Raw genomic sequence first — 23528 nt, forward strand, 5'->3', positions numbered from 1 at the left:
ATATGCACGACATCTCATGCCCCAGATTGGGCAACTGCACTCGGATGTGTGGTACTGCACGGCATTTGGAGGTCATGGACTGAACACGACAGCGATTGGCGGTAAGGTGATCGCTGAGGCGATCCTCCAGGAGTCCGATCGCTATGAATTATTCAAGCCGTTCGGTCTTGTGTGGGCTGGAGGCCTTGGCGGCTTGTCCGCTGCGCAACTCACCTACTGGAAACTGCAAGCACAGGATTGGTGGCGCGAACAATCGTCTGCGTGACCACGCTGAGGAATCTACGATCATCGCGACCTATCCAAGAACGATCAGACTGCGACCGTTCCGAGTAGGGATTTTGGACTGGCGCGGCGCGTTGGCAACCAAACGTCGTTTAAACGAGTTTTTCTTGCAGACGTCGCATTAGCCGAATGCAACGCGAACACGCTTTTTGAAGGCAGTTTATCCAATCTCAAAATGCATCAGTAACCCTTCGTTTGAAAATGCCGATAATAGCGGATTTTCCACCGAATCCGATTGGTTCCTAGAATTCTACAATCACTCTTTAAAGCATATCGGGATAAGTGATTTTCAATGACCGCCTTGAAAGGATACGAACCGTGAGCCCACAATTTATGATGGTAGATCGGCCAGTATGTAGATAGTCAATAGCACTTGAGCTTCGACCCTCCGGGTAAGAAATTTCGATGCCACATCAGTGAACGCACTGCATAGAAATGCTGCAACCGGCATAGATTTTATCACCAAATGGTGCTATTTTCCGCGCTTCAATTAGGGAACTACATCATGCGATCGACTATTAACCTCGACGACACGCTTATGGAGAAGGCTAGGTTCTTGACCGGTACAAATGAAACTGCGGCCCTAGTGCGCCAGGCGTTGGAAACGCTTGTCCGTGTGGAGTCCGGAAAGCGCCTCATCGCGCTCGGAGGAACTATGCCCGATGCCGAGGCAGCTCCGCGCCGCCGGAGCGCAGCGGCCAAGTGATACTCGCGGACACCTCGATCTGGATTGATCATTTTCGTCGTGTTGATGCGGAGCTGCGCAGGATTATTGAAGACGACCTCCTACTTTGCCACCCAGCCGTGATCGGTGAGCTGGCGCTTGGCAGCCTTAGGGATCGCGGCAGCGTGATCGCTTTTCTGGCGGCGCAGCGCGCGGCGGTCGTCGCCACGCACGACGAAGTCATGACAATGATCGATCGCCACAGTCTTTTCAGCATCGGCATTGGCTACACCGATGCTCACTTGCTGGCATCCGTCCTTCTTGACCAGCGAGCGACCTTATGGACCAGAGACAAGCGCCTAAGAGCAGCGGCCGAAAAGGCAGGCGCTTCACTGCACCTACCCGTGAATCGTCCCAACTAAAATTGCCAAACCAAAGCCCTTATTTCAAACGCCCCAGTAGCAGACGTCAGCCCGGCGTGATTGGAATGACCGATTTGGGGCCGAAGGCGGACTGACAGCTTAGGGTCGCTTCCATTGAATAGCTGTCGCTCAGCTACCGACCTCAAAGCGGACCTGCTGCATCGGCGCGATCCGTTGGGCGAGTGCGTGATCAGGCAGGAATGTAGGTTAACCTAATCACGTCCGCGCCGATTAAGTCGCTGGCCGGCATCGTAAAGTTAAAAGCCCGATTTTGATGTCACTGCGAGGGAAGAAACATTTATGGCTTTGGTTCTGGTTTTAGGGGGCGTTGACGCCTGCGAGCTCACGCCAGACATTCATCGCCTGGTTGCGCAGATCGCGATGCTCGGTGGATGAAATGTCGTTGCGGGGAAAGTGGAACAGGTTGGCGATCGGATCGTGAATGGAGACGAAGCGTTGAAGCTGTCGTGCCGACTTGAAGCGCTTCATAGTCCTCTCCCGCCTTCGGATCGGCTGATGCGAATTCTCTGCCCGGTTATTCAGTCCCTTGTGCTGGCGATGCTCAACACTCGGCATGATCTGCCGTTTTGCGGCGGCATAGGAGCGCAGCTTGTCGGTGATCATCACACGTGGCGAACAGCCCTGCTTCTGCAGCAGTTTTCGCATCAGGCGCCTTACCGCCTTTGCATTTCGGCGGCTTTATACCAGAACGTCGAGGACGAAGCCGTCCTGATCCACCGCACGCCAGAGCCATTGCTTTTTGCCGGCGATGCTGACGACGACTTCATCGAGATGCCATTTGTCGCCGAAGCGGCCTGACCTGCGGCGAATTCGATTGGCGAAATTCCGACCGAACTTTTCCGCCCAGGTCCGGATCGTCTGATGGGAGACGATAATGCCGCGGGCAAAAAGCAGATCTTCCACCATCCGAAGGCTCAATGGGAAGCGATAATAGAGCCAGACCGCATGCGCGATGACCTCTCCGGGGAAACGGTGGCGGCGATAGAGCGGATCATGATGAATTTGGGCCATGCCCACTCATCTCAAAAATCCCTCTCGTGTCTGTTAACTTTACCGTGCCTTCTCGGACCATGTTTCGCCAAGAGTGCCCAATAGTGCAGTTCCTCCTGCCGCGAATGCAGGTGAGATTACGCCGCCGAGTGGTAGTCCGAGAGCGGCTCCGAGCGCAGCACCCAAAAAGCCTCCCGTTACACCCCCAAACGTGCCTACAACCTCGACCGCGACATCCTTCCAGGTGCCACCTTGCTTATTTATCGCACTGGCGTAGTCGTCAATTTCGAAGGCGCCCATCGTGACAAACGAATGTTTGCCGATGAGACTTACAAGTCTTGCATCATACTTGATCGCAGGCAGCCTAGAGATGAACTCGTGGTATGCAGAAGTACTCCATTCCGCAACATCCGCCATAAACGAGTTACTCGCCTCAGCGCTGGATCGAATCGTGGTTACCATGGAGGTCTAATTCCTGTTGGATATCGTTGAATTTGATGCGGATTCCAAATGCCATCGGCGCTATCATTTTAATGATTCCCAGGACACATCCCGCGAGAACAATAGTTGTGAGACCGGTAAATAAGAAGACAGTTTTACTCGCGGGCTGCGGGACAAGTCTGCCGTGCCTTAGGGGATTATCTTGGAACCAGGATGCTGTGGGGTTTAAACTGTCAAAATCTGTAATAGTTAAGCTAAATCTACCAAAAGCAAACAGGACAACTACAAATACTATCGAATATACAACATATATATGAGCCTTGTCTGTAACAAAGACTTTGTTTGGGCAAGAAATGTACAAATATGCTAAATATATAGTGCAACCGATGGCGGCGCCAATCTGAATGAATAGGCCACCAAAATAAGCATTTGCAAACTGTTCATAATCAATACTCTTTAGATAGGCAAAATCATAGCAACTTCTTTGCGATAAAAGGCAAAACAAGTCCTTAAATGAAAATAAATTGAGAATGCTATAAGGCAATATAAACACCACAAATACAGAAAGAAAAAGAAAGCTTCTCGCTTCGATTCTACTATTTCCTCTATAAGTGTAGCGCAATATAGAAGAAAACTCCTGGATCTGGCTTTGTATCAATTAGAAATTTCCGTATTATTGAACGAACTTACGCAAGTTATTTCACGAGTGTGGTTGTTGTGCAATGCACATCGGCATTTGCTTGTTTTCTCTTAAGGGCCACTGCTCCAAACATGTTTGATCGGTCGGCCCAGTTGACGATCGCCTTGCCAAGCCAGATTTACTTAGCCAATCTGATTAAATACTGTCAATACCCTCATACAATATATTTTTCTATCATATTATTTTTGCTCTCAATAGTATAACTTTACGCCTATTTGTAAAATAGATGATTATGCTCGACGACAGTGATGGGCGCTGTAAATATTGCTACCAAGCGGAACTCATATAGGAGGTTTATTTCATCAAAACCATCTTAGAATTTTGCACGGTACTTCATTGTATGAACAATCATGCACGTCTTTAGTACTGAAATTTTGTGATGAGCATCTAACTTTTTCTGTAATCGGATTGCGGAGAAGTACCGGCAACCAGCAACCTGATTTCAAAGTGCGCGCCAATTTCGGTATCGATTAGCTGGATGGTACTTTCGTGGGCCTTTACCACATAGATGTAGAATGTCACGTTGCTGACACCGTATTTCCTGCAAAGGTCAGCAGCCGATAATCCGACCTGATGCTCCTTCAAAATACCGATGATCTGCTCGTCGCTGAAACGGGAAGGCAGTTCATACATGCTCCCCTGGAACTGGACGCCGCGGTCATGACGCCACGCTTACGACCCGCTGAGTGTGGTATGTTTCTGATGTGTTCCAAAAGAGACGTTATGCGATTTTCGAAGCACAGAACGAGAACATGGAGCCCGATATCCCAGAGCCCGCATGGGTGTGAAAACCGATCTTTCGTCACCGTTCCATTTTCTGTGATTCTAAAGCGCGGGCGCTAAACGGACTTTGGCGAATGTCCGCTACACGCCGCCACATGCGGACGTTCGTCGGGACTTCAACAACGTTCAAAACGGACCATTACGAACCCGCTCACGCGGGAGGCTTCTCTGCAGGAGATCCTTTCCTCCGCCAGACGCATCGCCGCGGCCCAGTCGGACGACGCGATGCGTCAAATCCCCATACACCCGAAAAACATACTCAGTCCCGCGGCTTTCCATCTCGGCTGTGTGAGCGTTGGCGACGAGCCTAAATCCGAAACTCTTCTTAGAAGCGGAAATACAGTATCTCGGCAATGCCTCGAGCAGCGAGCGCCCTGGAGGGGTTTTTCAGTGCGCCCGCAGGGTGTTAAACTGCCTCGGACTACTACACGGAGGATGGCATGGACATTGCCGCGTGGCTCTCGGGCCTTGGGCTCGCCAAATATGCCACGACCTTTGCTAAAAACGAGATCACTCCCGAGGTGCTCCCGCATCTGTCGGATGCGGACCTTAAAGTGCTGGGCCTCCCAATGGGCCCGAGGAAGCTCGTGTTGGCCGCGATTGCGGAGCTCGGCAAGTCTGACATGCCAGCGGCCGGTTCAACGCCCCGCCCGGAAGCCGAACGTCGCCAACTAACGGTGATGTTTGTTGATCTCGTCGGATCCACCGCATTGTCAGGACAATTGGACCCGGAAGAGATGGCGGAGGTGATCCGGAAGTATCAGAACGCGGTGGCCGAGGAAATCACGCGTGTGGATGGCCACGTCGCGAAGTTCATGGGAGACGGAGTGCTGGCTTATTTCGGCTGGCCGCGGGCGCACGAGGACGAGGCCGAGCGGGCGGTGCGGGCCGGGCTCGCCATTGCGGCAGCGGTCGCCAAGCTGGTGACGCCAGCGAACGAGGCGTTGGGCGCGCGGGTGGGCATCGCAACAGGCTTAGTGGTGGTGGGCGATCTTGTCGGCGAGGGCGCGGCGCAGGAGGCGGCCGTGGTCGGCGAAACGCCGAACCTGGCGGCACGACTGCAATCCCTGGCCGAGGTGGGCAGTGTGGTCGTGGCCGCCCCGACACGGCGGCTGCTTGGCGAACTTTTCGAGCTGGTCGATCTCGGCCATCACGACCTGAAGGGTTTCGCCACGCCGGTGCAGGCGTGGCTGGTCGTTGGCGAGAGCCAAGCCGAGGGCCGCTTCGAGGCGCTGCACGGGATGCGGCTCGCGTCGCTCGTCGGCCGCGATCAGGAACTGGCCGTCCTCCTCGAATGCTGGCGGCGGGCCAAGGATGGCAGAGGTCAGGTAGCGCTGATCTCGGGTGAGCCGGGCATCGGCAAGTCGCGCATCGCGGTCGCCCTGCGCGGGCGGCTCCGCGGCGAGGAATGCGTGTCTCTGCGCTATCACGGCTCGCCCTATCACACGAACAGTGCGCTGTTCCCGGTGCTGGACCAGCTGCGGCGGGCCGCCGGAATCGAGCACCACGATGCCCCCGAGGTGAAGTTGGCCAAGCTGCAGGCACTGCTTGTCTTGGCTGTGACTGACCCGAAATCGGCGATCCCCTTGATCGCTGAACATTTGGCGATCCCGACAGCAGGTCATTACCCAGCCCGCGAGGATGCACCGGAACAGAAAAAGGCGAAGACGTTTCAAGCGCTTCTCGCCCAACTTGAGGGCCTCGCGGTAAAGCGGCCGGTGCTCATGACGGCCGAGGATGCTCACTGGTTCGATCCCACGAGCCTCGAGCTGTTCGATCGCGTCGTTGATCGGATCGAGCGGCTGCCGGTGCTGCTGGTTGTTACCTTCCGGCCTGAGTTCGCGCGCCGCTGGACCGACCGACCGCATGTGACGCTGTTGACGCTAAAACGTCTCGGGCGGAGCGAAAGCGCTGTGTTGATCGACCATCTCTCCAGCGGGCGGCCGCTGCCAGCCGACGTGCAAGCGCAGATTCTCGCCAAGACCGAAGGCGTGCCGCTATTCGTCGAGGAGCTCACAAAGGCGGTGCTCGAATCGGGACTGCTACGCGAAACCGGCGAGCGCTACGAGCTCACCGGCTTGCTGCCGCCGCTTGCCATCCCCTCGACGCTGCAGGATTCGCTCCTGGCTCGCCTCGATCGGTTGATGCCGGTTAAGGAGATAGCGCAGATCGGCGCTGTCATAGGCCGCGAGTTCAGCTACGAGTTGCTCGCCGCGACCGCGCAGATGGACGAGCCGAAGCTCAGGACCGCTCTGGATGAACTCGTCCGCGCCGAACTCGCGTTTTGCCGGGACACGCCCCCGGATGCAATCTACACTTTCAAGCATGCGCTGGTGCGGGATGCCGCCTACGAGTCGCTGCTGAAGAGCCGACGCCAGCAACTCCACTGCCGGATCGCCACGGTCCTCCGCGAGCGCTTTCCCGACCGAGCGGAGGCGGAGCCGGAGGTGCTTGCCCATCATGCGACCGAGGGCGGACTGCTCGATGACGCCGTGTCCTACTGGCACAAGGCAGGCTTGCGCGCCAATTATCGGTCGGCTAACGCCGAAGCCATCGCCCACCTCTCCAGGGGCCTCGATCTTCTCGCGACCCTTCCCGAGACTGCCGCCCGCGACAACCGCGAGATCGACCTCCAGCTTGCACTTGGCATTCCACAGCTCGCCGCCAAGGGCCATAGGTCAGCCGAGGTCATGGCGGCCTACACACGGGCACACGCGCTGTGCAACAGACACGGCGGCGAGACATCCCGACTGTTCCCCGCCCTGCGTGGCCTGTGGACCGGCTATCGCGCCCGGGGACAGATGCGCACGGCGCGTGACCTCGCCGACCAGCTCGTCACGATCGCCCGGCGCTCGGGGGACCAGTCCCTGCTGCTGGAGGCCCATCACGCGCAATGGACGACACATTACTGCCTCGGCGAGTGGCGGTCAGTATGCGAGCACACCGCACAGGGTTTCGCTCTCTACCGACCTGAGCATTTCTCTCACGCCTTCATATACAGCGGTCACGACTCTGCGGTGTGCGCCACTGCCCACGAGGGGGTAAGCCTGTGGATGCTCGGCTTTCCGGACCGGGCGCTGGCCCGGGCGGAAGAAGCCGTGACCCTGGCCCGCAAACTGGCCCACCCCCCGAGCGTAATGCAGGCCCTTTCGCTTGCGTTCGTTCTTCACTGCTTTCGCCACGATGCCGCCGCGGCTCGGGAAAAGATCGAGGCGATGTCGCAGATCGCGCATGACGGGATGCCCCGCTGGATACCCGATGCCAACCTGCAAATGGCCTACATCTCTGCGCTTCAGAGCGAACAGCAAGCTCGGGCGGGCATGACCGTGATCCAGGAGGCGCTGGCAGCCGACGAAGACGTGGAGGCGAAGGGCTTTTACGTGTGCCTTTTCGCCAGCGTCTGCGGACTTGCCGGCGAGGCAGAAGCCGGCCTGAATGCTCTGAAGCCAGCGATAGAAGAGGTGGCGGCCACCGGCGCGCGCCTCTGGGAGTCGGAACTTCACCGGATTGCTGGAAATCTCCTGATCCACTCCGCTGCACTCGACCTCGAGCGAAGCGAAGCACATTATCTCCGCGCCATTAAGGTCGCTCAGGAACAGCACGCCGCATCCCTCGATCTGCGCGCATCGACCTCACTTGCTCGCCTGTGGGTTCACCGCGGGGACCGGCGGAAAGCCTACGACCTGCTCGCCCCTGTCTACGCCTGGTTCACCGAGGGCTTTGATACGCGTGATCTCGTCGATGCCAGGGAGTTGCTCGACCAACTTCGATAAGTTCTGTCGCAAACTGTTTTATAACCTGATTGGAGGTATGTGCTCTCCATCATTTCCGGAGGCACGACATGTTCAAGGGCCGCCATTTTGATCGCTCTGTGATCCTGCTGTGCGTGCGGTGGTATCTGGCATACGGGTTAAGCCTTCGCGATTTGGAAGAAATGATGGCGGAACGCGGTATTAGCGTTGATCATTCGACGGTGCATCGCTGGGTGACCCACTTCTCGCCCCAACTGCTTGAGCGGTTCAACAGGCGCAAGCGTGCTGTGACCAGGAAATGGCATGTGGATGAAACTTACGTCAAAGCCCGCGGTCGTTGGACGTATCTCTACCGCGCCATCGATAGTGTTGGCGACACGGTAGAGTTCTGGTTCAGCGAACATCGCGATCTGCCGGCCGCGAAGCAGTTCTTCAGGAAAGCGCTAACGCGCCATGGGCGACCAGATCGTGTCGTCATCGACGGCTGTCAGACCAACCGGGAAGCTATCGTTTCCTGCGACACGACAAATCGCCTGCAGGATCGCTCCCGGCGCAAACTGAAGACGATCACGATCAGGAAAAGTCCATATTTGAATAACCGGATTGAACAGGATCACCGACGGATCAAGCGCCGTGTCCGACTGATGCTTGGCTTCAAATCCATAATCGCCGCTAACATCATACTGTCCGGAATTGAACTGGTTCACATGATGCGTAAGCGACAGGCGAGGTTTGCCTTCAATCCAAATCCATCACTGGCCGAGCAATTCGACATGTTGGCAGCTTGACCACTGACTGCAAAACCAATCGCATCACGTCTAAAACCAGAATTTGCGACAGAACCGTTTCCAATTCTCCGGCGATTCATGGGACGTTGTCTCCCTGCCCTTCATTCATTGATCCGACGAACTTCGTCATGGTTCGTCTCGAGCGGCAGAGCACCCATTCGTTGTTGTTTTTTATCATTTAAAACATAAGTCAAGCCTTTTCTCAGAACAATGCACATCCAGCGTGATGGAGAAACCGACCATGCAGCCAAGATTACACGGTTCTACCCGGACGTTCGAACTGGAGACCGCACCATCTGCATCCGCCGCGTGAAAATCGTGGTGGAGGGCAAATCCCTGCACTGTGCGCAGTGCGGTAGACTGCGGTGTCAGGCCGAGGGATTGGCAAATCCCTCATCCTACCAACCGCTACCAGCAGATGAATCCACCATCGACGACAAGGTCGATGCCCGTGACGAACGACGAAGCGCGGCTCGAAAGGAATACGGCGGGACCGATCATTTCCTCAGGCGTCGCCAAGCGACCCATCGGCGTGTCCCGTGCGAATATCTCCACCTGGTCGGCAACTTCAGGCCGACGATTCATGGGTGTTAGTGTGTATCCAGGACTAATCGAGTTGACCCGAACACCACGGCCAATCCACTCCATCGCCAGACTCTTGGAGAGATGAATGACAGCGGCCTTGGACGAATTATAATCTGCCTGCTTCAGGTCGCGGTTGACGATCGAGCCAGATATGGAAGCGACGTTGATAATTGACCCCTTCCTACGGGGCAGCATTACGCGTGCTTGAGCCTGGCAAGACAGGAAAACGCCCGTAACGTTAACGTCATAGACCCGCTGCCAGCTCTTCAGCTCCAGTGTCTCGGCTTCGCCGCCAGCGCCGATGCCTGCGTTGTTAACAGCAATGGTCAACGGGCCAAGCTGTTTCTCAATTCGTTCGATCGCCCCAGAAAGGTCCTTCGCTGAGATTACGGTACCTTCGAACGTCAAGGTCTTGCGGCCCAGAGCACGAATCTTCTCTGCGGTCTGGTCCAAACCACCGTTTGAGCGATGGCCAAAACAGGCGACATCAGCTCCAGCCTCAGCTATCCCAATTGCTATGGCCTGCCCAATGCCACTGCCCGCGCCAGTGACGATGGCCACTTCACCATGCAGATCGAATAGTTTCATTTTTCACTCCTTCGATAGTTGCTGGCCGAATATTGTCTCTGCCAGTCTGGACGCAAAACTTTGCAGCTCAACGGCATTTGAACCAGTCCATCAAATCTCTTGTCAGGAGCCACGATGATTGCCTTGGTTGGGTCGATTCTCAAGTAGCGGAATGCCTGGTCCGTGATCGTGCTATGTCGCGAATCCCGCTAGGGGGCGGCGAATTCCAAGCTTTTGATGGATCGAGCCCCAGACCCTACCGCCAACGCCATAGAAAACTGATGAAAATCAACACTGTAGCCTTAGCTGTGTCTCTGGATCGAAGAGATTGACGCTCGCTGGATCGACAGCAAAGGCGATGCCAATGATCGATATCGACAATTCATTAAACCAAAAACAAGGTGACGGCTCCTCCCCACATGCTGATGTCCAATTTCAAATCCTAAGCCAGAAATCTGCAAAGCGAGGCCTCATTGAAGCTGCCTGGCGCACTGCCTTCTGGGCACTGATTTTTCCGCTCTGCAACCGATCCACGATCGATTTGAAGTGATCACGAGACGCGTCGAGGCCGGCGCGACGCCCCAGCATTCGGAACCCGCAGGCCAAGACCATGCGCGGGCCTGGATGGCCATTCTTTATCCCCTCGCTCCGGACGGCTTCGAACATTTGCCACGCGCGCACGAGGAAATCGTGGGTAGGCGAGCGTGCTCTCAGCGAGAGATCACGGTACGCGACCGCTCCATCGTTCAGTACCAATGTCGGAAAGTATTTGGCGCTGTGCTCGGCCACAATATGATGAAACGTTCTGATGCGAGCGAGGGCTTCGCGAGCATCGGGGTGCAGTGGATTGAACCCGGAAGCGGAAATCATTTCACCGTAGCCAAGCAAGTCGATCCAACATGATACGGAGACCTTGGAGGGGAACCTGACACTCTTGCTGACCACCGCCGACGGCTTCTTCATGTTCCTTGTCCTCCCCTCGTGCTGGGCCGCGAGGTAGCCAATCTATGTTGATCATTTCGGCGGCTACGACGGGCAACACCGCTTGATCGCGAGCATGCCCACAGGTGGCGACCGACATCGACAGACTGAGCTAACAACCTCAATTTGCCTTAAGCGAGTTCAGAGAACCGAAAAGAACCTCAGCACGTTCGAGCGTCTTCAAGACAGGCTCAGAACCGCCGGCCAGTGTGTTTGGATTCACCAGAAGCCAAGGAGCAGGCGTGAAGTGGTTATAAAGCGGCGTCAGTTCAGGTAGTACATTGAAATACGCCTCGGCCTTCTTCTCTCAAGCCGAATCGTCGATGCAGTAGGCGGCGAGGAAAATACGTACCGCTTCCCTGGCATGGGCCTGCAATGCGTCCGGCTGCGGAATTGCGCCATTGCCCAGCAGCATTGCGTCGTTGACCGGCGCACCCATAACAAGCCAGTTAAAAAATGACGCAGCAGCATGCACATCATGTGCCTTGATCTGGCCACGCTCCTGATAGCGGGCGAATGCCTTTGCGAGCCGGCCGATCGACCGGCCAGGTCCACGCTCGTGCAGCGCCTTGCCCAGTTCAGGAAAGCGTTCCGCCTCACCAATCACCAGCCGCCGCAACTGCATCAGCCGGGGTGTCATGACGATGGACAATTGCCGGTCGGCGAAATCGAGAAGAAAATGTTCGATCGGCAGATCGGGTTCGGGATCAGCGACCTGCTCCTGCAATTCGTCCCCGGCCTCCCCTGTCATTCCTCGCACAATTTCGAGGAACAGCGCCTCCTTGCCTTGAAAATGCGCGTAGACAGTCTGCTTCGACACTTTGGCGGTAGCAGCGATCTCGTCCATGTTTGTGCCTAGAAAGCCGTGCTTAAGGAACAGGTCGGCTGCTGCCGAGATAATCGAACCCTGCGTGCGCTCGACGCGCGTCTTTACACCACTGATCATCGCCGCCTCACGCCCTCCGGTATCCGTCCACGGTTCTAACCGCAGGATAAGCCGGAACCATTGACAAATCAAACTAGACGGTACAGTCTAGTTTTTGGATGCTCGGATGGAGATAATCGTGAACGGATTTCAGGGGAAATGCTGGCCTGTGACCTGCGTGTGCGGACAAGTCGCATTGGAAGCTGTGGGCAGGCCTATCGTCAGCGCCGCCTGTTATTGCGCAAGCTGTCAGAACGCAGGCCGGCGACTCGAGGCGCTTCCCGGGGCACCGCGGCTCATGGAAGCCGATGGCGGGACAAGCGTCGTTCTTTTCCGCAAGGACCGGGTACGCTGCATACGTGGCCAGGATCTCCTGGCCGAGCATCGGCTTGCACCCGTCTCCAGGACCCGGCGCGTCGTGGCGACCTGCTGTAACTCCGCCATGTTCCTCGACTTCACGAAGGGCCACTGGTTGACCCTCTACAAGGCGCGTATTCCCGCAGACGATCAACCGCCTCTTGAAATGCGGGCGCATTCCGGCCGTTTCATGTGGCGGCTTCTCGCGTCCTGGGCGGCGATGGGATTTCGAACCCCCGGAATCGATTACGCAAACGGAACGATCAATGTCTGAAAGGATTGAGATCGAGAACGTGGTATCGCCTGGCCGGGTCGTGCGCGTCGACAAAGCCAAGTACGACGCCATGCGGGGCGCGTTGCTGGCGGTCTTGCCTCCCGCCGCGCCTGGTCTAACCGTTGCAGAGGCCAAGCAAAAGGTGCTGCCCTTGTTGCCGCAGGACCTCTTTCCGGCCGGCGCGAAGGCCGGCTGGTGGCTCAAGGCAGCCCAGCTTGATCTGGAGGCGAAAGGCAGCATCGAACGGGAAGCAACCAAGCCGCTTCGCCTGCATCGAAAGCAATAGGATACACATTGTCCTGATCGCCTCCAGCAGGACCAGCAGCCGCTTGCCCCTAAGGAGAGAGTTGGCGCTGTCTGTCGCGCCTCAATTTGTGTGGTTCACTGGCCGTTAGCGATGATGCCGCTATAGGCGGCAATGCGAACGGAAAACGAAATGGTCACCCGGCTCAGGGATCAGAGTTCTGGGGGTCGCCCTCACTGATGATGACAGTTGGGTGGTTTCCGCTGCCGGACCAGCATTCGGCGTTTGCCCCAGAATGCAGACGGCGGAGTCGAAACTGGCACGGCCGGTCACACCGACGCCTTCAAGATCTGCCGGCACAGGGCAAGACCGTAACAGTGAAGCTTCGGTTTAGTCGCTGGCGGTGTACGAATGAAGCATGTGAATGTCAGACGTTCAACGACCAACTGCGACGATTGCTCCACCTTATGCGCGCCGGACGAGGAGGGTCGCAGGGATCGTTGGCCTCCCGAAGTACTCCCATGTGATTGTCCGCTAGCGCGCCTCCTCCGCGACGAACACGTTCAGTAGAATGGTGTTGCTCTCCTGCAACGAATCCTCTGTGATTTCTACAATCCGAAATCGTGTACTTGCCGATCAGCCAGTCTGGTGTAGGGTGACGTCACTCGTAAATCAGATCAGGGAGGCGTGAAATGAAATCCATTATCGTATTTGTGCGCCTCTCTGGCGGAACGGCTGGCGTAGCGTCGATGCGTCGCACATCTAGCCGAGCCCTATGTCGACGCCAGGGCGTCTAAGCCCCGATTTCTGCCGTTTGGCATTTTCCCATTTGACCTGACGTGACCGGCTGACGGAGCGACTTTTCGGATTCCCGCGTTCGCATCCGCACGTCTTTTTAACCTTCGAGAGGACCTGGCAGAGTGGGTGCGCCGGGATAGAAAGTCATGCGTGAAGCACAATTTGATTCCCTTGCGGCAACGGTGGATGAACTATGCCAAAAGTTCGGCGTTTGGAACACTGCGCGAGCGTTGCTTCTGGCAGTCTTGAGGCGTCGTCAAACGAAGAACCAGATCTCCCACCTATCGAATCGCATGCGCCGCGATATCGGCGTTCCGGACAGTGAGGAGGTAGAAGTCACATTCTCCCCCGGTTGGGAAATCCGGAGGTTCATCTAGGCCTCGGCGGCTTAGCCGCCGGGGGAGAGAATGCCCGGTTGTCATTCTGACCAACCGTATATCCATTATTGCCGGAACGGCGCCGGCGCTGGACGACAGCCGAGAAGCTGGAAATGGTCCAGGAAACCGACGAGCCTGGCGTAACCGCCTGTCTCGTTGCCCGTCGCCGGGGTGTTGTTCGGTTGGCGCAAGCTTGCTGCCCAAGGTGCCTTGACGGCAATATCGATCTTGTAGAATCAGGTCCGCGAACTGCAGCGGCTTCTGTGCAAGAAAACCATGGAAGCCGAAAACCTCAAGGATGCTCTCAACATCGCCATAGAACCGACCGGCGGGTCACCTTTCAACCAATACGACGCGGCGGACCATTTGAGGTTCCACACAAGGCATTATGCAACTTTCGGAGCACATATCGGGAACGTCGTCGGCCAAAAAGACGCGGACAACGTTCCTTTGAAATGCCGATAAGAGGGCATTTGTCATGAACTTAGGTTAGCCTTGCGAAGGGGTTTGATGTTATATTTTGCCTTCGTTGCCAAACTCGACGCACGTGACAGGGACCCATTGTAATGATCGAGAGTGACACAAGGCAGGCAGATTGGCGTCGCGCGAACCCGAAAAAATACGATGCCCATTTGGCGGTGCAAAGAGCGCTGAAAGCTGGACAGTTGGAACGACATGCCTGCGAAGTCTGCGGCATTGAAGCTGTCGACGCACATCACGATCGATACGAGGAGCCGCTGCAAGTCCGTTGGCTATGCCGGCGACATCACACCCGCCTTCACCACTATGGGGAAGACATGTTTCCAATTAAATCGACTATTTGAGATACCGAGAGACTTGGCCGCCTTGACGGGATCCGAACCTCCGCCCGCCACCGGCATTCGCCGCCGAATAGAGTTACCTTCCGAAATTAACTGGATAATTTTCGCAAAAGCCGCTCAACTTTCTGTGTGCCGCTATCCAGTTTCGCCAAAGGCGCGTGCGCTGCTAAATTGGTCACAGAGTGATCTCGTGGAAAAAACGGGCCTGTCGCTGACAACGATCCGACGAATGGAAGAGACGCAATCGGCCCTGACCGCAGTTCCGCCGGGAACGTTGCGCTGGTAAAGCGGACGCTTGAAAAGGCGGGGATAGCTCTCCTCAACGATGGAGAGTTGGTGGAAGGTGGCGCAGGTGTGAGGTTGCGCAAATGAGCATCCTCTTCACCGGGATCGTCCCTACCTCAACGCGGATTTGAACAAGAGATTTTTTTATGAGTGAACAGCAAATCGGTGATGATGACGGTATTGCCGGTTCCGCCGCGGCTGAAGAAGGTGCCCATCACAGGGAGACATTTCCAGTTCTGTTGATCGGTGCACTTGGCGTCGTCTATGGCGACATCGGGACAAGTCCAATCTATGCCTTCCGCGAAGCAATTCATACCGCCTCATCCGACGGCGGTTTGATCCGGGCTGACGTGCTAGGCATCGTTTCCATGATCTTTTGGGCACTGACGCTGATCGTGACCATCAAGTATGTGCTGTTTGTTCTGCGTGCCGACAATGACGGCGAAGGCGGCATTCTTTCTCTGATGGCCTTGGCGAGGGCCAGCTATAAAACCCGGCCCACTCTCATCCTGAGCATCGGCATTATTGGCGCATCGCTGTTCTACGGGGACGCTGTCATCACGCCTGCGATGTCGGTGCTTTCGGCGGTCGAAGGACTTGAGGTCGTCGCGCCGGCGCTTGGCCCCTATATTGTCCCGATTACCCTCGTGATTTTGCTGACACTGTTTGCCGTGCAACGCTTTGGCACGGCGCGCATGGCAATCGTTTTCGGGCCGATCACGTTGCTCTGGTTTCTGGCCCTCGGATGTTTCGGCCTCTGGCATCTATTCGATGATCTGAGCATCCTCGCCTCGGTCAACCCCTATTACGGGTTTGATTATGTCGTGCGCAACCCAGGCACCGCCTTTGTAACGATCGGCACCGTGTTTCTCGCCGTGACAGGGGCGGAAGCGCTTTATGCGGATCTTGGCCATTTTGGTCGTCGGCCGATCGTTACCGCATGGATGTGGATTGTTTTTCCCTGCCTGCTTTTGAACTATTTCGGCCAGGGCGCGTTCGTTCTCGCCCACGCAGAAGCGGCCAAGAACCCATTCTTCGAAATGTTCCCACCATGGGCATTGCTGCCCATGGTGCTTTTGGCAACAGCGGCAACGGTTATCGCCAGCCAGGCGGTTATTTCCGGGGCCTATTCACTTTCGCGGCAGGCGGTGCAGCTCAATCTCCTGCCGCGACTGACCATCGAACACACCTCGGAAAAACAATCGGCACAGGTCTATCTGCCCCGGGTGAATTTTCTGCTCGGGCTTATTGTCATCCTCCTGGTGGTGGGCTTTGAGCGCTCGACAAATCTTGGGGCGGCCTATGGTATTGCGGTCACGGGCAATATGCTGGTTACAACGACATTGCTGTTCATTGTGATGAGCCGGATCTGGAAATGGCCCTTGTGGGTTTCCGTGCTGGTAACGGCAGGCTTTCTGATCATCGATATTACCTTCGTCAGCGCGAATCTGATCAAGGTGATAGATGGTGGCTGGGCATCCTTGCTTGTCGCAATCGTTATCGTGGTCGTTATGTTCACCTGGGTAAGGGGAAGCCGTCAGCTATCGGCGAAGGTTCGAAAGGACGAAGTGCCGCTCGATCTGATCGCCAACAAGATGGCACAAAATCCCCCAACCCTGGTTCCGGGTACTGCAGTCTTCCTGACCGCGGATCCAACAAGCACACCGGGTGCCCTCTTGCACAGCCTGAAGCATTACAAAGTCGTGCATGAAAAGAACGTCATCCTGACCATCGTTACGGCACCTTCGCCCTTTGTTAAAAAGAGCGAGCGTGCACGGATTGAGCCCATCAATGATCTGTTTGTGCGTGTGACACTGACGTTTGGCTACATGGAACAGCCCAACATCCCCCGCGCGCTGGCGATCTGCCGCAAGCAAGGCTGGAAGTTCGACATCATGACAACGTCCTTCTTCCTGTCACGCCGTTCGTTAAAAGCGGCAGCCCGCTCCGAAATGCCCTATTGGCAGGACCGGCTGTTCATCGCTTTGGCGCACACAGCCAGTGATGCCACGGAATATTTCCAGATTCCAACAGGCCGCGTCGTGGAAATCGGCACGCAAGTTAATATCTAGCTATCCGTCGGGCCGGGCTCGGCCAAACCTGCTCGCAAGACGCAAAATGAATCTCATCAGTTGCTTAGCCAGCGTCATTTTCGGTCAGAGATGCTGGTTCCCCTTGCCTCGCCTATGTCGTGCGCCATGCCCGCAAAGCTAGGAACCCCGTGCTCGACAGGCTTGTCGCTGAAATCCAGAACGAGATCATGCGCTACGGCCGCCTCGCTCTGGCGATCTAAGATTGGAAACTTTCGCTCAGGCAAACACGGAGCATCGTTCGCATGTCCCAAGCTGAAAGCGGTGAGTCGCAAATGTCCGCCCAGGATATGAAGGATTTGGACGCTACCAATTACTCTATGAAGCATCCCAAGCGTTCCAAAGTGGCGTCGACCCAAGCACGATCATTATTGCCCGTTTTGATCGCTTCCATCTGGCGCGTCTCCGCCGCGTGTTTCTTTGTCGCTGCGGTAAACAGTTCTTCTACCGACCCGAATGGTACAGATACCACTCCGTCGGCATCACCGCAGACCAGATCACCCGGTTGGATCACCATACCATTTATGGCAATGGGTACATTCACTTCGCCCGGCCCGTCTTTGTAAGGCCCGCGGTGAGTGACGCCGGCGGCAAAAACAGGAAACGAACCCGCGCTCAGTTCCTCGCTGTCGCGAACCGGACTTTCCGAAAGACTTCCGGGAAATGGCGTTGGATGAACAGCGATGGACCGGACTGAAACATGCCTGCAATAACTTTCTCCACTCGCTGACCGACGACGCCAGCGCGGCGATGTTGGGACACCCTCGGCCAGCCGCTCTACAGCCCACGCCGGCCTCCATGCCCGCGACGCCGAGCAATATAGCGGCAAATGATGCAATGCAAACGTTGGGGTTCCGTTGCAAACTTTGACAAAGGCGTAGCAAGAACGAGGGTTGTCGGTACTGTTACCTTAACTTTCGTTGAGATCCGTTTCGGTCTTTGATCTCACGATTAAGCGTTTTTGAGGCATGCGACTTCGCGCCATGCGTGCATGGCAGCCTGACGAAGTTGGCGGTGAGCTGATGAAGTGAATTTGTTGCGGGGAATGTGGTGAAGGTTGGCAATTGGATCATGAATGGACACAAACCGTTGAAGGTGCCGCGCCGATTTAAAGCGCTTCAAGATCCGCTCGCGTCGTCGTGTCGGCTGATGCGAATTCTCTGCTCGATTGTTCAATCCCTTATGCTGGCGATGATCGCAGACCGTCAGTCCGATCTGCCTATTGGCCGCCGCATATGACTTCAGCTTGTCTGTGACCATGACACGGGGTGCAAATCCGTTGGCTGTGAGTAGTTTGCGGATGAACCGCTTCGCGGCCCGGAATGTCACGTTAATGGGGAATACTGCCTTCTACTCGTCAAGCAGAAAATCTCACGACAATGAAATCAGGTATTTAGCGGATTGCGAAACGGCGTGGAGAACCGACAAAAGCACTATACTGAATTAACGTGACATCCCCGCGGCGCGTGCTAAATCACTTGCAACGGATGCGCCGGCGTGGTGCGGCGTGCCCGCAATCTTATCAGGCAAGGGCGATCACGATGAGACAACTCAGTGAAGAGGGCCGACGAACCCTGGGAGGGATTGCAGAGCGGTACGGGGTCAGCTTCGGCGCGGTGGAGCACCTTCTGATGGCGATTATCGCCGGGCAGGCGACACAGGCCCAGTTCAACCATCCCGATCTGGGTGGGATGGGGCAATGGTCGCAGGGTGGCATGATCATGGTCGGCGACATGTTCAACAATGCGCTGAAGGCGAACGCGGCCGGGATTTGTTCCGAGCTTGCGGACTTGGTGCGCGGCATGGATTTTCTGGGCCCGCAGACGTCGCACCAGTCCCAGAATCAAGGTCAGGGCGGCGGCGTCAGCCTGTTCGTGCCTGGCACGTTGTCGGCTGTGAACTGGTGGCCCGAGGAGTTTGGGCATCCTGCCTCGACCGGGGCGCAGAATGACCTGCGCTATGCCTTTTTCCCGACAACCCGACGGCTGGCGATCGATATCGGCGGCCGGGTTACGGTCTATGACACGAAGGACCATCGCATTGGCGGGTTCTCGCAACAGCAAAGCGGCGACCAGTCGCTGAGCTTTACCTCTCAGTATGGGCTGGTGAAAATTTCGGAACTGGATGTGGTACGGCAGGGCGGCAAGGAACCGGCGGACGCGCCGGCTACCGGAACATCCGCCGCCACGGCTGCGCCGTCGATATTCGCATCGTCCGTGCCGGAATCCGCCGAGCCACAACAAGCGGCACGTCCAGCACCGGAGGCGCTTCGGTCGGATGAGGACATCTTCGACAAGATCGAACGCCTCACGGCACTTCATGCGAAAGGCGTTCTCACGGATCAGGAATTCGCGGCCAAGAAGTCGGAGTTGCTCAGCCGACTATAGCATCCGATGAACGGGGCTTGCCACACGGAGGTGAATGGAGGCTTTCCATCGAGCCGCGCCGGGCGATGACGACCGTCAATGACCTCCGACAAAACCACAATCCGATTGAGTTCGCGCTCGCTCATTGAAACCCATTCCATCCTGCGTCTCTCGATCGCGTAACAGGGGACCATAAAAAAGTGGGGGGGCATTACGCAGCAATCTTGCAATGATCGTTCTGATGAACGTCGTTTGCCATGCCCGGATACCATTTCTCAAATGCCGTTCTCGATGACCTGATAGGGAGGGTGCAGAAACTGATGAGCAGCAAGGCCCGCTGCGTTAGTCCGCCTTGAGCGGAATCGAACCGCGGACCTACAGAATGCGGCATTCTGAGGGTGCAGTTCCAGACGAGACATTATGCGATTTTCGAGGCACAGAACGAGAACATCATCGCTGAGCATATTTAAAGAACCGCGCAGTTAGCTGAATATTCGTCGCGCTGCAGTTAGTCAGGGTATGTCTCTAATGTGTGCTCGGCTCCATCGCGTTAACAATCGCCGAAAAACTTGCGTTTGTTTCGATCCGTGGTGATGTAGCCGGTCGGATTGCGCCTGATGATTGCCTGACATGGCATAGCCTGGGCCAGGTCAGGTCAAGGCTGCACTCGCAGCGGGCTTTGGCAAACGGCCCGCCATGAATATGCATTGCATGGAAGCGGTGTCGGTCCCGATGGAGCCGCCCCTGTTTTCTATTCGCCCAAAGTACCGTACATTTTGCGAAACTCTTGTCGTGATCCTATTCTGCCGAGCAGGGCGAAGATTTGCTGTGGACCGCCGCTTAACCGTCATACTTGCTGCCGACGTTGTTGGATTCAGCCGCCTCATGGAGGTCGATGAGGAGCGTACGCACGCCGCGTTCAGTACTTGCCACACCGCTATTGCAGGACTTGTCGCCAAGCATCGCGGCCGGATTTTTGCCGGCGCCGGCGACAGCGTGTTGGCTGAGTTCGCGAGTCCTGTCGAGGCTGTGCGGGCCGCGATCGACATCCAAAATGATCTAGCTGAACGACGTCTCGACTTAGCTGAGGGCCACCAGATGAAATTTCGAATTGGCATCAACCTCGGTGACGTGATTGTCGACGGCAGCAACCTCTATGGCGCTGGCGTGAACGTGGCAGTGCGTTTAGAGACGCTGGCTGAACCTGGCGGCATATGCCTATCGGGCAATATTCACGAGCATGTTGAGCAAAAATTGCCATTGCAATACCTGGATCTTGGGGAGCAACGGGTAAAGAACATAGCCAAGCCTGTGCATGTCTATCGAGTGCTGACAAGCGAAGCGACACAAGGCGTGCTGTCGATCACGGCAGCCGAGACTTTCGCCACCAATTGGCTGGTGCCGCGTCTGGGTTCTTTCCAACTAGTGCATCCAGACATGGCCTTGCGACTCGAGATTATGGGCCGGGTGGTCGACTTTGCGCACGAGGCTTTCGACGTTGGTATTCGCGAGGGTCATGGCAATTGGCCCGGTCTCAAGTCGCATATGCTGATGCCGGTCGAGTTTACGCCGCTCTGCAGCCCGGAGTTCCTCGCCCGCGCCGGCAACATCGCCGCCCCGATCGATCTCTTGCAGATGCCGCTGCTCAGCTGGAGCATCAGTGACGACTGGTGGAGAGAGTGGTTCAAACTCTCTGGTATCACAAACCCCGAACCGGCAGTTCGCCCGTCGGTTCAACTCAAAACGCAGCTGGCGATCAGCCAAGCCGCGATGGCGGGACAAGGTATCGCCATCCTGACGCCCGCTTTCTTCGCCGCTGAGATCGCCACCGGCCGTTTGATCCAGCCATTTAGTATCGTCGCCGGTATCGGGTCTAGCTTTTGGCTCGTCTATCCGGAGGACCACCAGAATTCGCGCAAGATTCACGCGTTCAGAGAATGGATTCTGGAAGAGGTCAAGCGCGGCATGGCGCGGGCAGTAGTCTAATTGCGTGCGTTCATCGCCGGCGATCTGTTGTTTTTTAAAGAGGGGACGGCTGGAATTGCCAGGCAAAACTGTGCCGAACACAGGAATCGATATCACTTCATGTCGCCAGCCGCCCAATATTCTCCCGAGTCACAACTTCGCCGAGCGTGTATGTACAATTACGGGGGCTGCGAGAAACCGTTCGTTTGAAAATGCTGATAAGAGCGAATTTTCCGCCAAATCCGATTGGTTCCTGGAATTCTACAATCACATTTCAGAGCATGTCGGGATGAGCGATTTCCATTGATCGCCTTGACGGGATCCGAACATCCGGCCGCCACCGGCATTCGCCGCCGAAAGGCCGACCCGGCTCATTGGCGAGGTGGCGTTTTGTTTGACGATCGGGCCGCTAACGCATGTTGAGCAGCGCCGATCCCGTTGTTTCAAGGGCAAAGGCTATTTTTTGAATGGTGTCGAGGGAAATGTTGCGCTTCTCCCGTTCGATGCCGCTGAGATAGGCCTGGGTCAGTCCGGTGCGCAGGGCAACCTCTTCCTGCGAGATAGCAAGCTCTGCCTGGCGGATGCGCATATTGCGGGCGAGAAGCTTACGCAGCGCAAGAGGGTCGAACGTGTCCATTGCGATCGGGATTCATGATCGGCTCGCCAGGGCCATCGCCAGTTTTCTGTCGTTTGTCCGATGCTGCCCTGAAGCATCGGTGAAGAAAGCGGCATCAGGCTTCGCGACGATGTCGGCGATAAAGCGACGCGGTTTGTCCATCACCACCCATACCTGCTTGCGGGCACGACGGGTGGGTTTTGCCGGTGTTGGCGCGTCGGCGGTCCCAGCGCCCCTGCCAGGAAGGGAATCGACATCGCTTGCCGCAAACGTCGTGACGGGTCGCTCCATGTCCGCTGCCAATATTTCAACGCGAGGGAAGCCGATAGCCGTGACCAGACGACGCTCAAGGCGCTGCTGCCTTCGGCAAAGTCGCTCGGCAGTTCTGTGAGCCGCCATCCATTGCAGCCAGAGGGAAAGAACGCGATCGTTGCTTCCTGCCGAGGCAGCCGGACTAGCATCTGCGATTTGCGCCGTAAGCCAAGCCACCGAGGTCGATTGCAGTGATGTCCGGGTGACTGGAGGCAAAGTTCTGCTATTCTCAGAATCACCCATGATCCGAGCTCCCAACAGCTTGATTGTGGTCAGGCTGCGCGAGGTGTTGTGAGCACTTTGTGCGGCCGCTTTTTGCGAAACGAGAAACTCGTATCAAGGTTACGATAAGGCCGATGAACCAAAACATCAATCAAAATCGTATCCCTGATACGAAATGAATTCAGTCCAATGCAAGATGGCGCGCGCAGCGCTAGGCTGGGGAACGCGAGACATCGCACGAAAGTCCGGAGTTTCGCCGGATACCATCGCGCGTCTGGAGAGGGGCGAGCAGTTGAAGAGTTCGACGATTGATGCAATTCGTCGGGCCTTTGAAGCTGGTGGCGTCGAGTTCATTCCGGAAAATGGTGGTGGGCCCGGCGTGCGGCTGTCTAGTCTATCTGGCGGAAATTAGTCCATCGAGCTTGGAAAGCCTTCAAGAGAGCGATTCAGAAAACCCGAGAAAGATTGCGGCTGTCTTGCTTCTAGATATGGAGGCTGGCCTGACGCCGTGGACGTCCTGAAGCCCCACATGCTGTCACTTTAGACTCAAGGACGCCACAGCCTTGGTGATCTGGAGCCCGCCCTCTACACCAGCCCCCGGGAGATGTGCCACTCGTGGATCCAGGCTCCGCTGTAATCCGTGATCTGCTCGCCTTCGGCCAGACCCGGCAGAATCATGAGCCAGCCGACGGTGTTATCAGGCCCACCTCCATTGCGGATCAGCACATTGACTTCGTCACGTGCCTGGATTGTTTCGATGATTTTGTTGGCCTCTCTACCGTGATAGTGGGGCCTGTTAATGTCCTCGGAATAGACGAGCAGTGTATGATCTCTGTCCAAGGCCTCTTTGATCAGTTGCTGAAGTATGTTCATCTTAAGCTCTCGGAATTGGATGTTTGG

The 23528-nt window shown here is 56.3% G+C and carries 21 protein-coding genes and 6 pseudogenes; 15 read left to right on the plus strand and 12 right to left on the minus strand.

The features are described from left to right. The 3 genes and pseudogenes from CU102_RS24900 to CU102_RS24910 all read left to right on the plus strand — a co-directional run. Positions 1-265, plus strand: a pseudogene (locus tag CU102_RS24900) (FAD-dependent oxidoreductase); the annotation flags it as partial. A 522-nt stretch (positions 266-787) separates the two neighbouring features. Then, entirely contained in the window at positions 788-988 is a 201-nt protein-coding gene (locus tag CU102_RS24905; RefSeq protein ID WP_106667672.1) for a type II toxin-antitoxin system VapB family antitoxin, read from the plus strand. Further along, positions 985-1368: a type II toxin-antitoxin system VapC family toxin gene (locus tag CU102_RS24910; protein WP_106713775.1), complete on the plus strand. Its 384-nt coding sequence runs from the start codon at positions 985-987 to the stop codon at positions 1366-1368. Before CU102_RS24905 ends, CU102_RS24910 begins: the two co-directional genes overlap by 4 nt. 318 nt (positions 1369-1686) lie before the next feature. On the opposite strand, the pseudogene CU102_RS24915 reads toward CU102_RS24910, so the two are convergent. From CU102_RS24915 to CU102_RS24930, 4 genes and pseudogenes are all read right to left on the minus strand, one after another. Then, positions 1687-2400, minus strand: a pseudogene (locus CU102_RS24915) (IS6 family transposase). A 39-nt stretch (positions 2401-2439) separates the two neighbouring features. Further along, positions 2440-2796, minus strand: a complete 357-nt coding sequence (locus CU102_RS24920; RefSeq protein ID WP_106713776.1) for a hypothetical protein — start codon at positions 2794-2796, stop codon at positions 2440-2442. A 16-nt stretch (positions 2797-2812) separates the two neighbouring features. Continuing rightward, positions 2813-3478, minus strand: a complete 666-nt coding sequence (locus CU102_RS24925) for a hypothetical protein (RefSeq protein ID WP_106713777.1) — start codon at positions 3476-3478, stop codon at positions 2813-2815. Between the two features lie 537 nt (positions 3479-4015). After that, positions 4016-4153: pseudogene (locus CU102_RS24930) on the minus strand (transposase); the annotation flags it as partial. Between the two features lie 590 nt (positions 4154-4743). Between CU102_RS24930 and CU102_RS24935 the strand changes: the two are divergent. Together CU102_RS24935 and CU102_RS24940 are read left to right on the plus strand one after the other, a co-directional pair. Beyond that, complete coding sequence (locus tag CU102_RS24935) at positions 4744-8076, plus strand: AAA family ATPase (RefSeq protein ID WP_106713778.1); 3333 nt, start codon at positions 4744-4746, stop codon at positions 8074-8076. Positions 8077-8144: 68 nt separating this feature from the next. Then, entirely contained in the window at positions 8145-8843 is a 699-nt protein-coding gene (locus tag CU102_RS24940; protein ID WP_106713779.1) for an IS6 family transposase, read from the plus strand. A 408-nt stretch (positions 8844-9251) separates the two neighbouring features. Here CU102_RS24940 and CU102_RS24945 read toward each other — a convergent pair whose 3' ends face one another. From CU102_RS24945 to CU102_RS24960, 3 genes are all read right to left on the minus strand, one after another. Next, positions 9252-10016, minus strand: coding sequence for an SDR family oxidoreductase (locus CU102_RS24945; protein WP_106713780.1), 765 nt, complete (start codon positions 10014-10016; stop codon positions 9252-9254). 414 nt (positions 10017-10430) lie between these two features. Continuing rightward, the gene (locus CU102_RS24950; protein WP_133624787.1) at positions 10431-10958 is read right to left on the minus strand and encodes a hypothetical protein; all 528 of its coding nucleotides are present in this window, start codon (positions 10956-10958) and stop codon (positions 10431-10433) included. A 325-nt stretch (positions 10959-11283) separates the two neighbouring features. Next, entirely contained in the window at positions 11284-11922 is a 639-nt protein-coding gene (locus tag CU102_RS24960) for a TetR/AcrR family transcriptional regulator (RefSeq protein WP_106713783.1), read from the minus strand. A gap of 118 nt (positions 11923-12040) precedes the next feature. Here CU102_RS24960 and CU102_RS24965 point away from each other — a divergent pair, with 118 nt between their 5' ends. The 7 genes and pseudogenes from CU102_RS24965 to CU102_RS25000 all read left to right on the plus strand — a co-directional run bounded on the left by CU102_RS24965 (position 12041) and on the right by CU102_RS25000 (position 17129). Next, positions 12041-12532 carry a GFA family protein gene (locus tag CU102_RS24965; RefSeq protein ID WP_245425534.1) on the plus strand — a complete coding sequence of 164 codons (492 nt, stop codon included), beginning with the start codon at positions 12041-12043 and terminating at the stop codon, positions 12530-12532. Further along, positions 12525-12818 (plus strand): DUF6958 family protein, encoded by a 294-nt coding sequence (locus tag CU102_RS24970; RefSeq protein ID WP_106713784.1) that lies wholly within the window; start codon positions 12525-12527, stop codon positions 12816-12818. Before CU102_RS24965 ends, CU102_RS24970 begins: the two co-directional genes overlap by 8 nt. A gap of 169 nt (positions 12819-12987) precedes the next feature. Then, positions 12988-13296 (plus strand): annotated as a pseudogene (locus CU102_RS30625) (transposase family protein); the annotation flags it as partial. A 424-nt stretch (positions 13297-13720) separates the two neighbouring features. Next, positions 13721-13951 carry a DUF1127 domain-containing protein gene (locus tag CU102_RS30630; RefSeq protein ID WP_106713785.1) on the plus strand — a complete coding sequence of 77 codons (231 nt, stop codon included), beginning with the start codon at positions 13721-13723 and terminating at the stop codon, positions 13949-13951. 68 nt (positions 13952-14019) lie between these two features. Next, positions 14020-14275: pseudogene (locus tag CU102_RS24985) on the plus strand (transposase); the annotation flags it as partial. 242 nt (positions 14276-14517) lie between these two features. After that, on the plus strand, positions 14518-14775 hold the full coding sequence (locus tag CU102_RS30635) for a hypothetical protein (RefSeq protein WP_106713786.1): 258 nt from the start codon (positions 14518-14520) through the stop codon (positions 14773-14775). 428 nt (positions 14776-15203) lie between these two features. Continuing rightward, positions 15204-17129, plus strand: coding sequence for a potassium transporter Kup (locus CU102_RS25000; RefSeq protein WP_106713787.1), 1926 nt, complete (start codon positions 15204-15206; stop codon positions 17127-17129). 331 nt (positions 17130-17460) lie between these two features. Here the strand turns inward: CU102_RS25000 and CU102_RS31180 are convergent, their stop codons facing one another. Both CU102_RS31180 and CU102_RS25015 read right to left on the minus strand, forming a co-directional pair. Further along, positions 17461-17985, minus strand: coding sequence for an RraA family protein (locus CU102_RS31180; RefSeq protein WP_425351598.1), 525 nt, complete (start codon positions 17983-17985; stop codon positions 17461-17463). Positions 17986-18098: 113 nt separating this feature from the next. Further along, positions 18099-18464, minus strand: a pseudogene (locus CU102_RS25015) (DDE-type integrase/transposase/recombinase); the annotation flags it as partial. A gap of 224 nt (positions 18465-18688) precedes the next feature. Here CU102_RS25015 and CU102_RS25020 point away from each other — a divergent pair. Both CU102_RS25020 and CU102_RS25025 read left to right on the plus strand, forming a co-directional pair. Further along, the gene (locus tag CU102_RS25020) at positions 18689-19534 is read left to right on the plus strand and encodes an SHOCT domain-containing protein (protein ID WP_106713788.1); all 846 of its coding nucleotides are present in this window, start codon (positions 18689-18691) and stop codon (positions 19532-19534) included. 690 nt (positions 19535-20224) lie between these two features. Continuing rightward, positions 20225-21499 carry a LysR substrate-binding domain-containing protein gene (locus CU102_RS25025; RefSeq protein ID WP_170115310.1) on the plus strand — a complete coding sequence of 425 codons (1275 nt, stop codon included), beginning with the start codon at positions 20225-20227 and terminating at the stop codon, positions 21497-21499. A 388-nt stretch (positions 21500-21887) separates the two neighbouring features. On the opposite strand, the gene CU102_RS25030 is transcribed toward CU102_RS25025, so the two are convergent. Together CU102_RS25030 and CU102_RS25035 are read right to left on the minus strand one after the other, a co-directional pair. Further along, on the minus strand, positions 21888-22115 hold the full coding sequence (locus tag CU102_RS25030; RefSeq protein WP_106713753.1) for a helix-turn-helix domain-containing protein: 228 nt from the start codon (positions 22113-22115) through the stop codon (positions 21888-21890). A 12-nt stretch (positions 22116-22127) separates the two neighbouring features. Further along, positions 22128-22649, minus strand: coding sequence for a hypothetical protein (locus CU102_RS25035; protein WP_133624740.1), 522 nt, complete (start codon positions 22647-22649; stop codon positions 22128-22130). A gap of 154 nt (positions 22650-22803) precedes the next feature. Between CU102_RS25035 and CU102_RS25040 the strand changes: the two genes are divergently transcribed. Beyond that, positions 22804-23040, plus strand: a complete 237-nt coding sequence (locus tag CU102_RS25040; RefSeq protein WP_208113902.1) for a helix-turn-helix domain-containing protein — start codon at positions 22804-22806, stop codon at positions 23038-23040. Positions 23041-23213: 173 nt separating this feature from the next. Here CU102_RS25040 and CU102_RS25045 read toward each other — a convergent pair whose 3' ends face one another. Next, positions 23214-23501 carry a hypothetical protein gene (locus CU102_RS25045; protein WP_106713791.1) on the minus strand — a complete coding sequence of 96 codons (288 nt, stop codon included), beginning with the start codon at positions 23499-23501 and terminating at the stop codon, positions 23214-23216. Between the last annotated feature and the right edge of the window lie 27 nt (positions 23502-23528).

Origin of the sequence: Phyllobacterium brassicacearum (assembly GCF_003010955.1) — a bacterium.
In the GTDB taxonomy this organism is placed as follows: domain Bacteria; phylum Pseudomonadota; class Alphaproteobacteria; order Rhizobiales; family Rhizobiaceae; genus Phyllobacterium; species Phyllobacterium brassicacearum.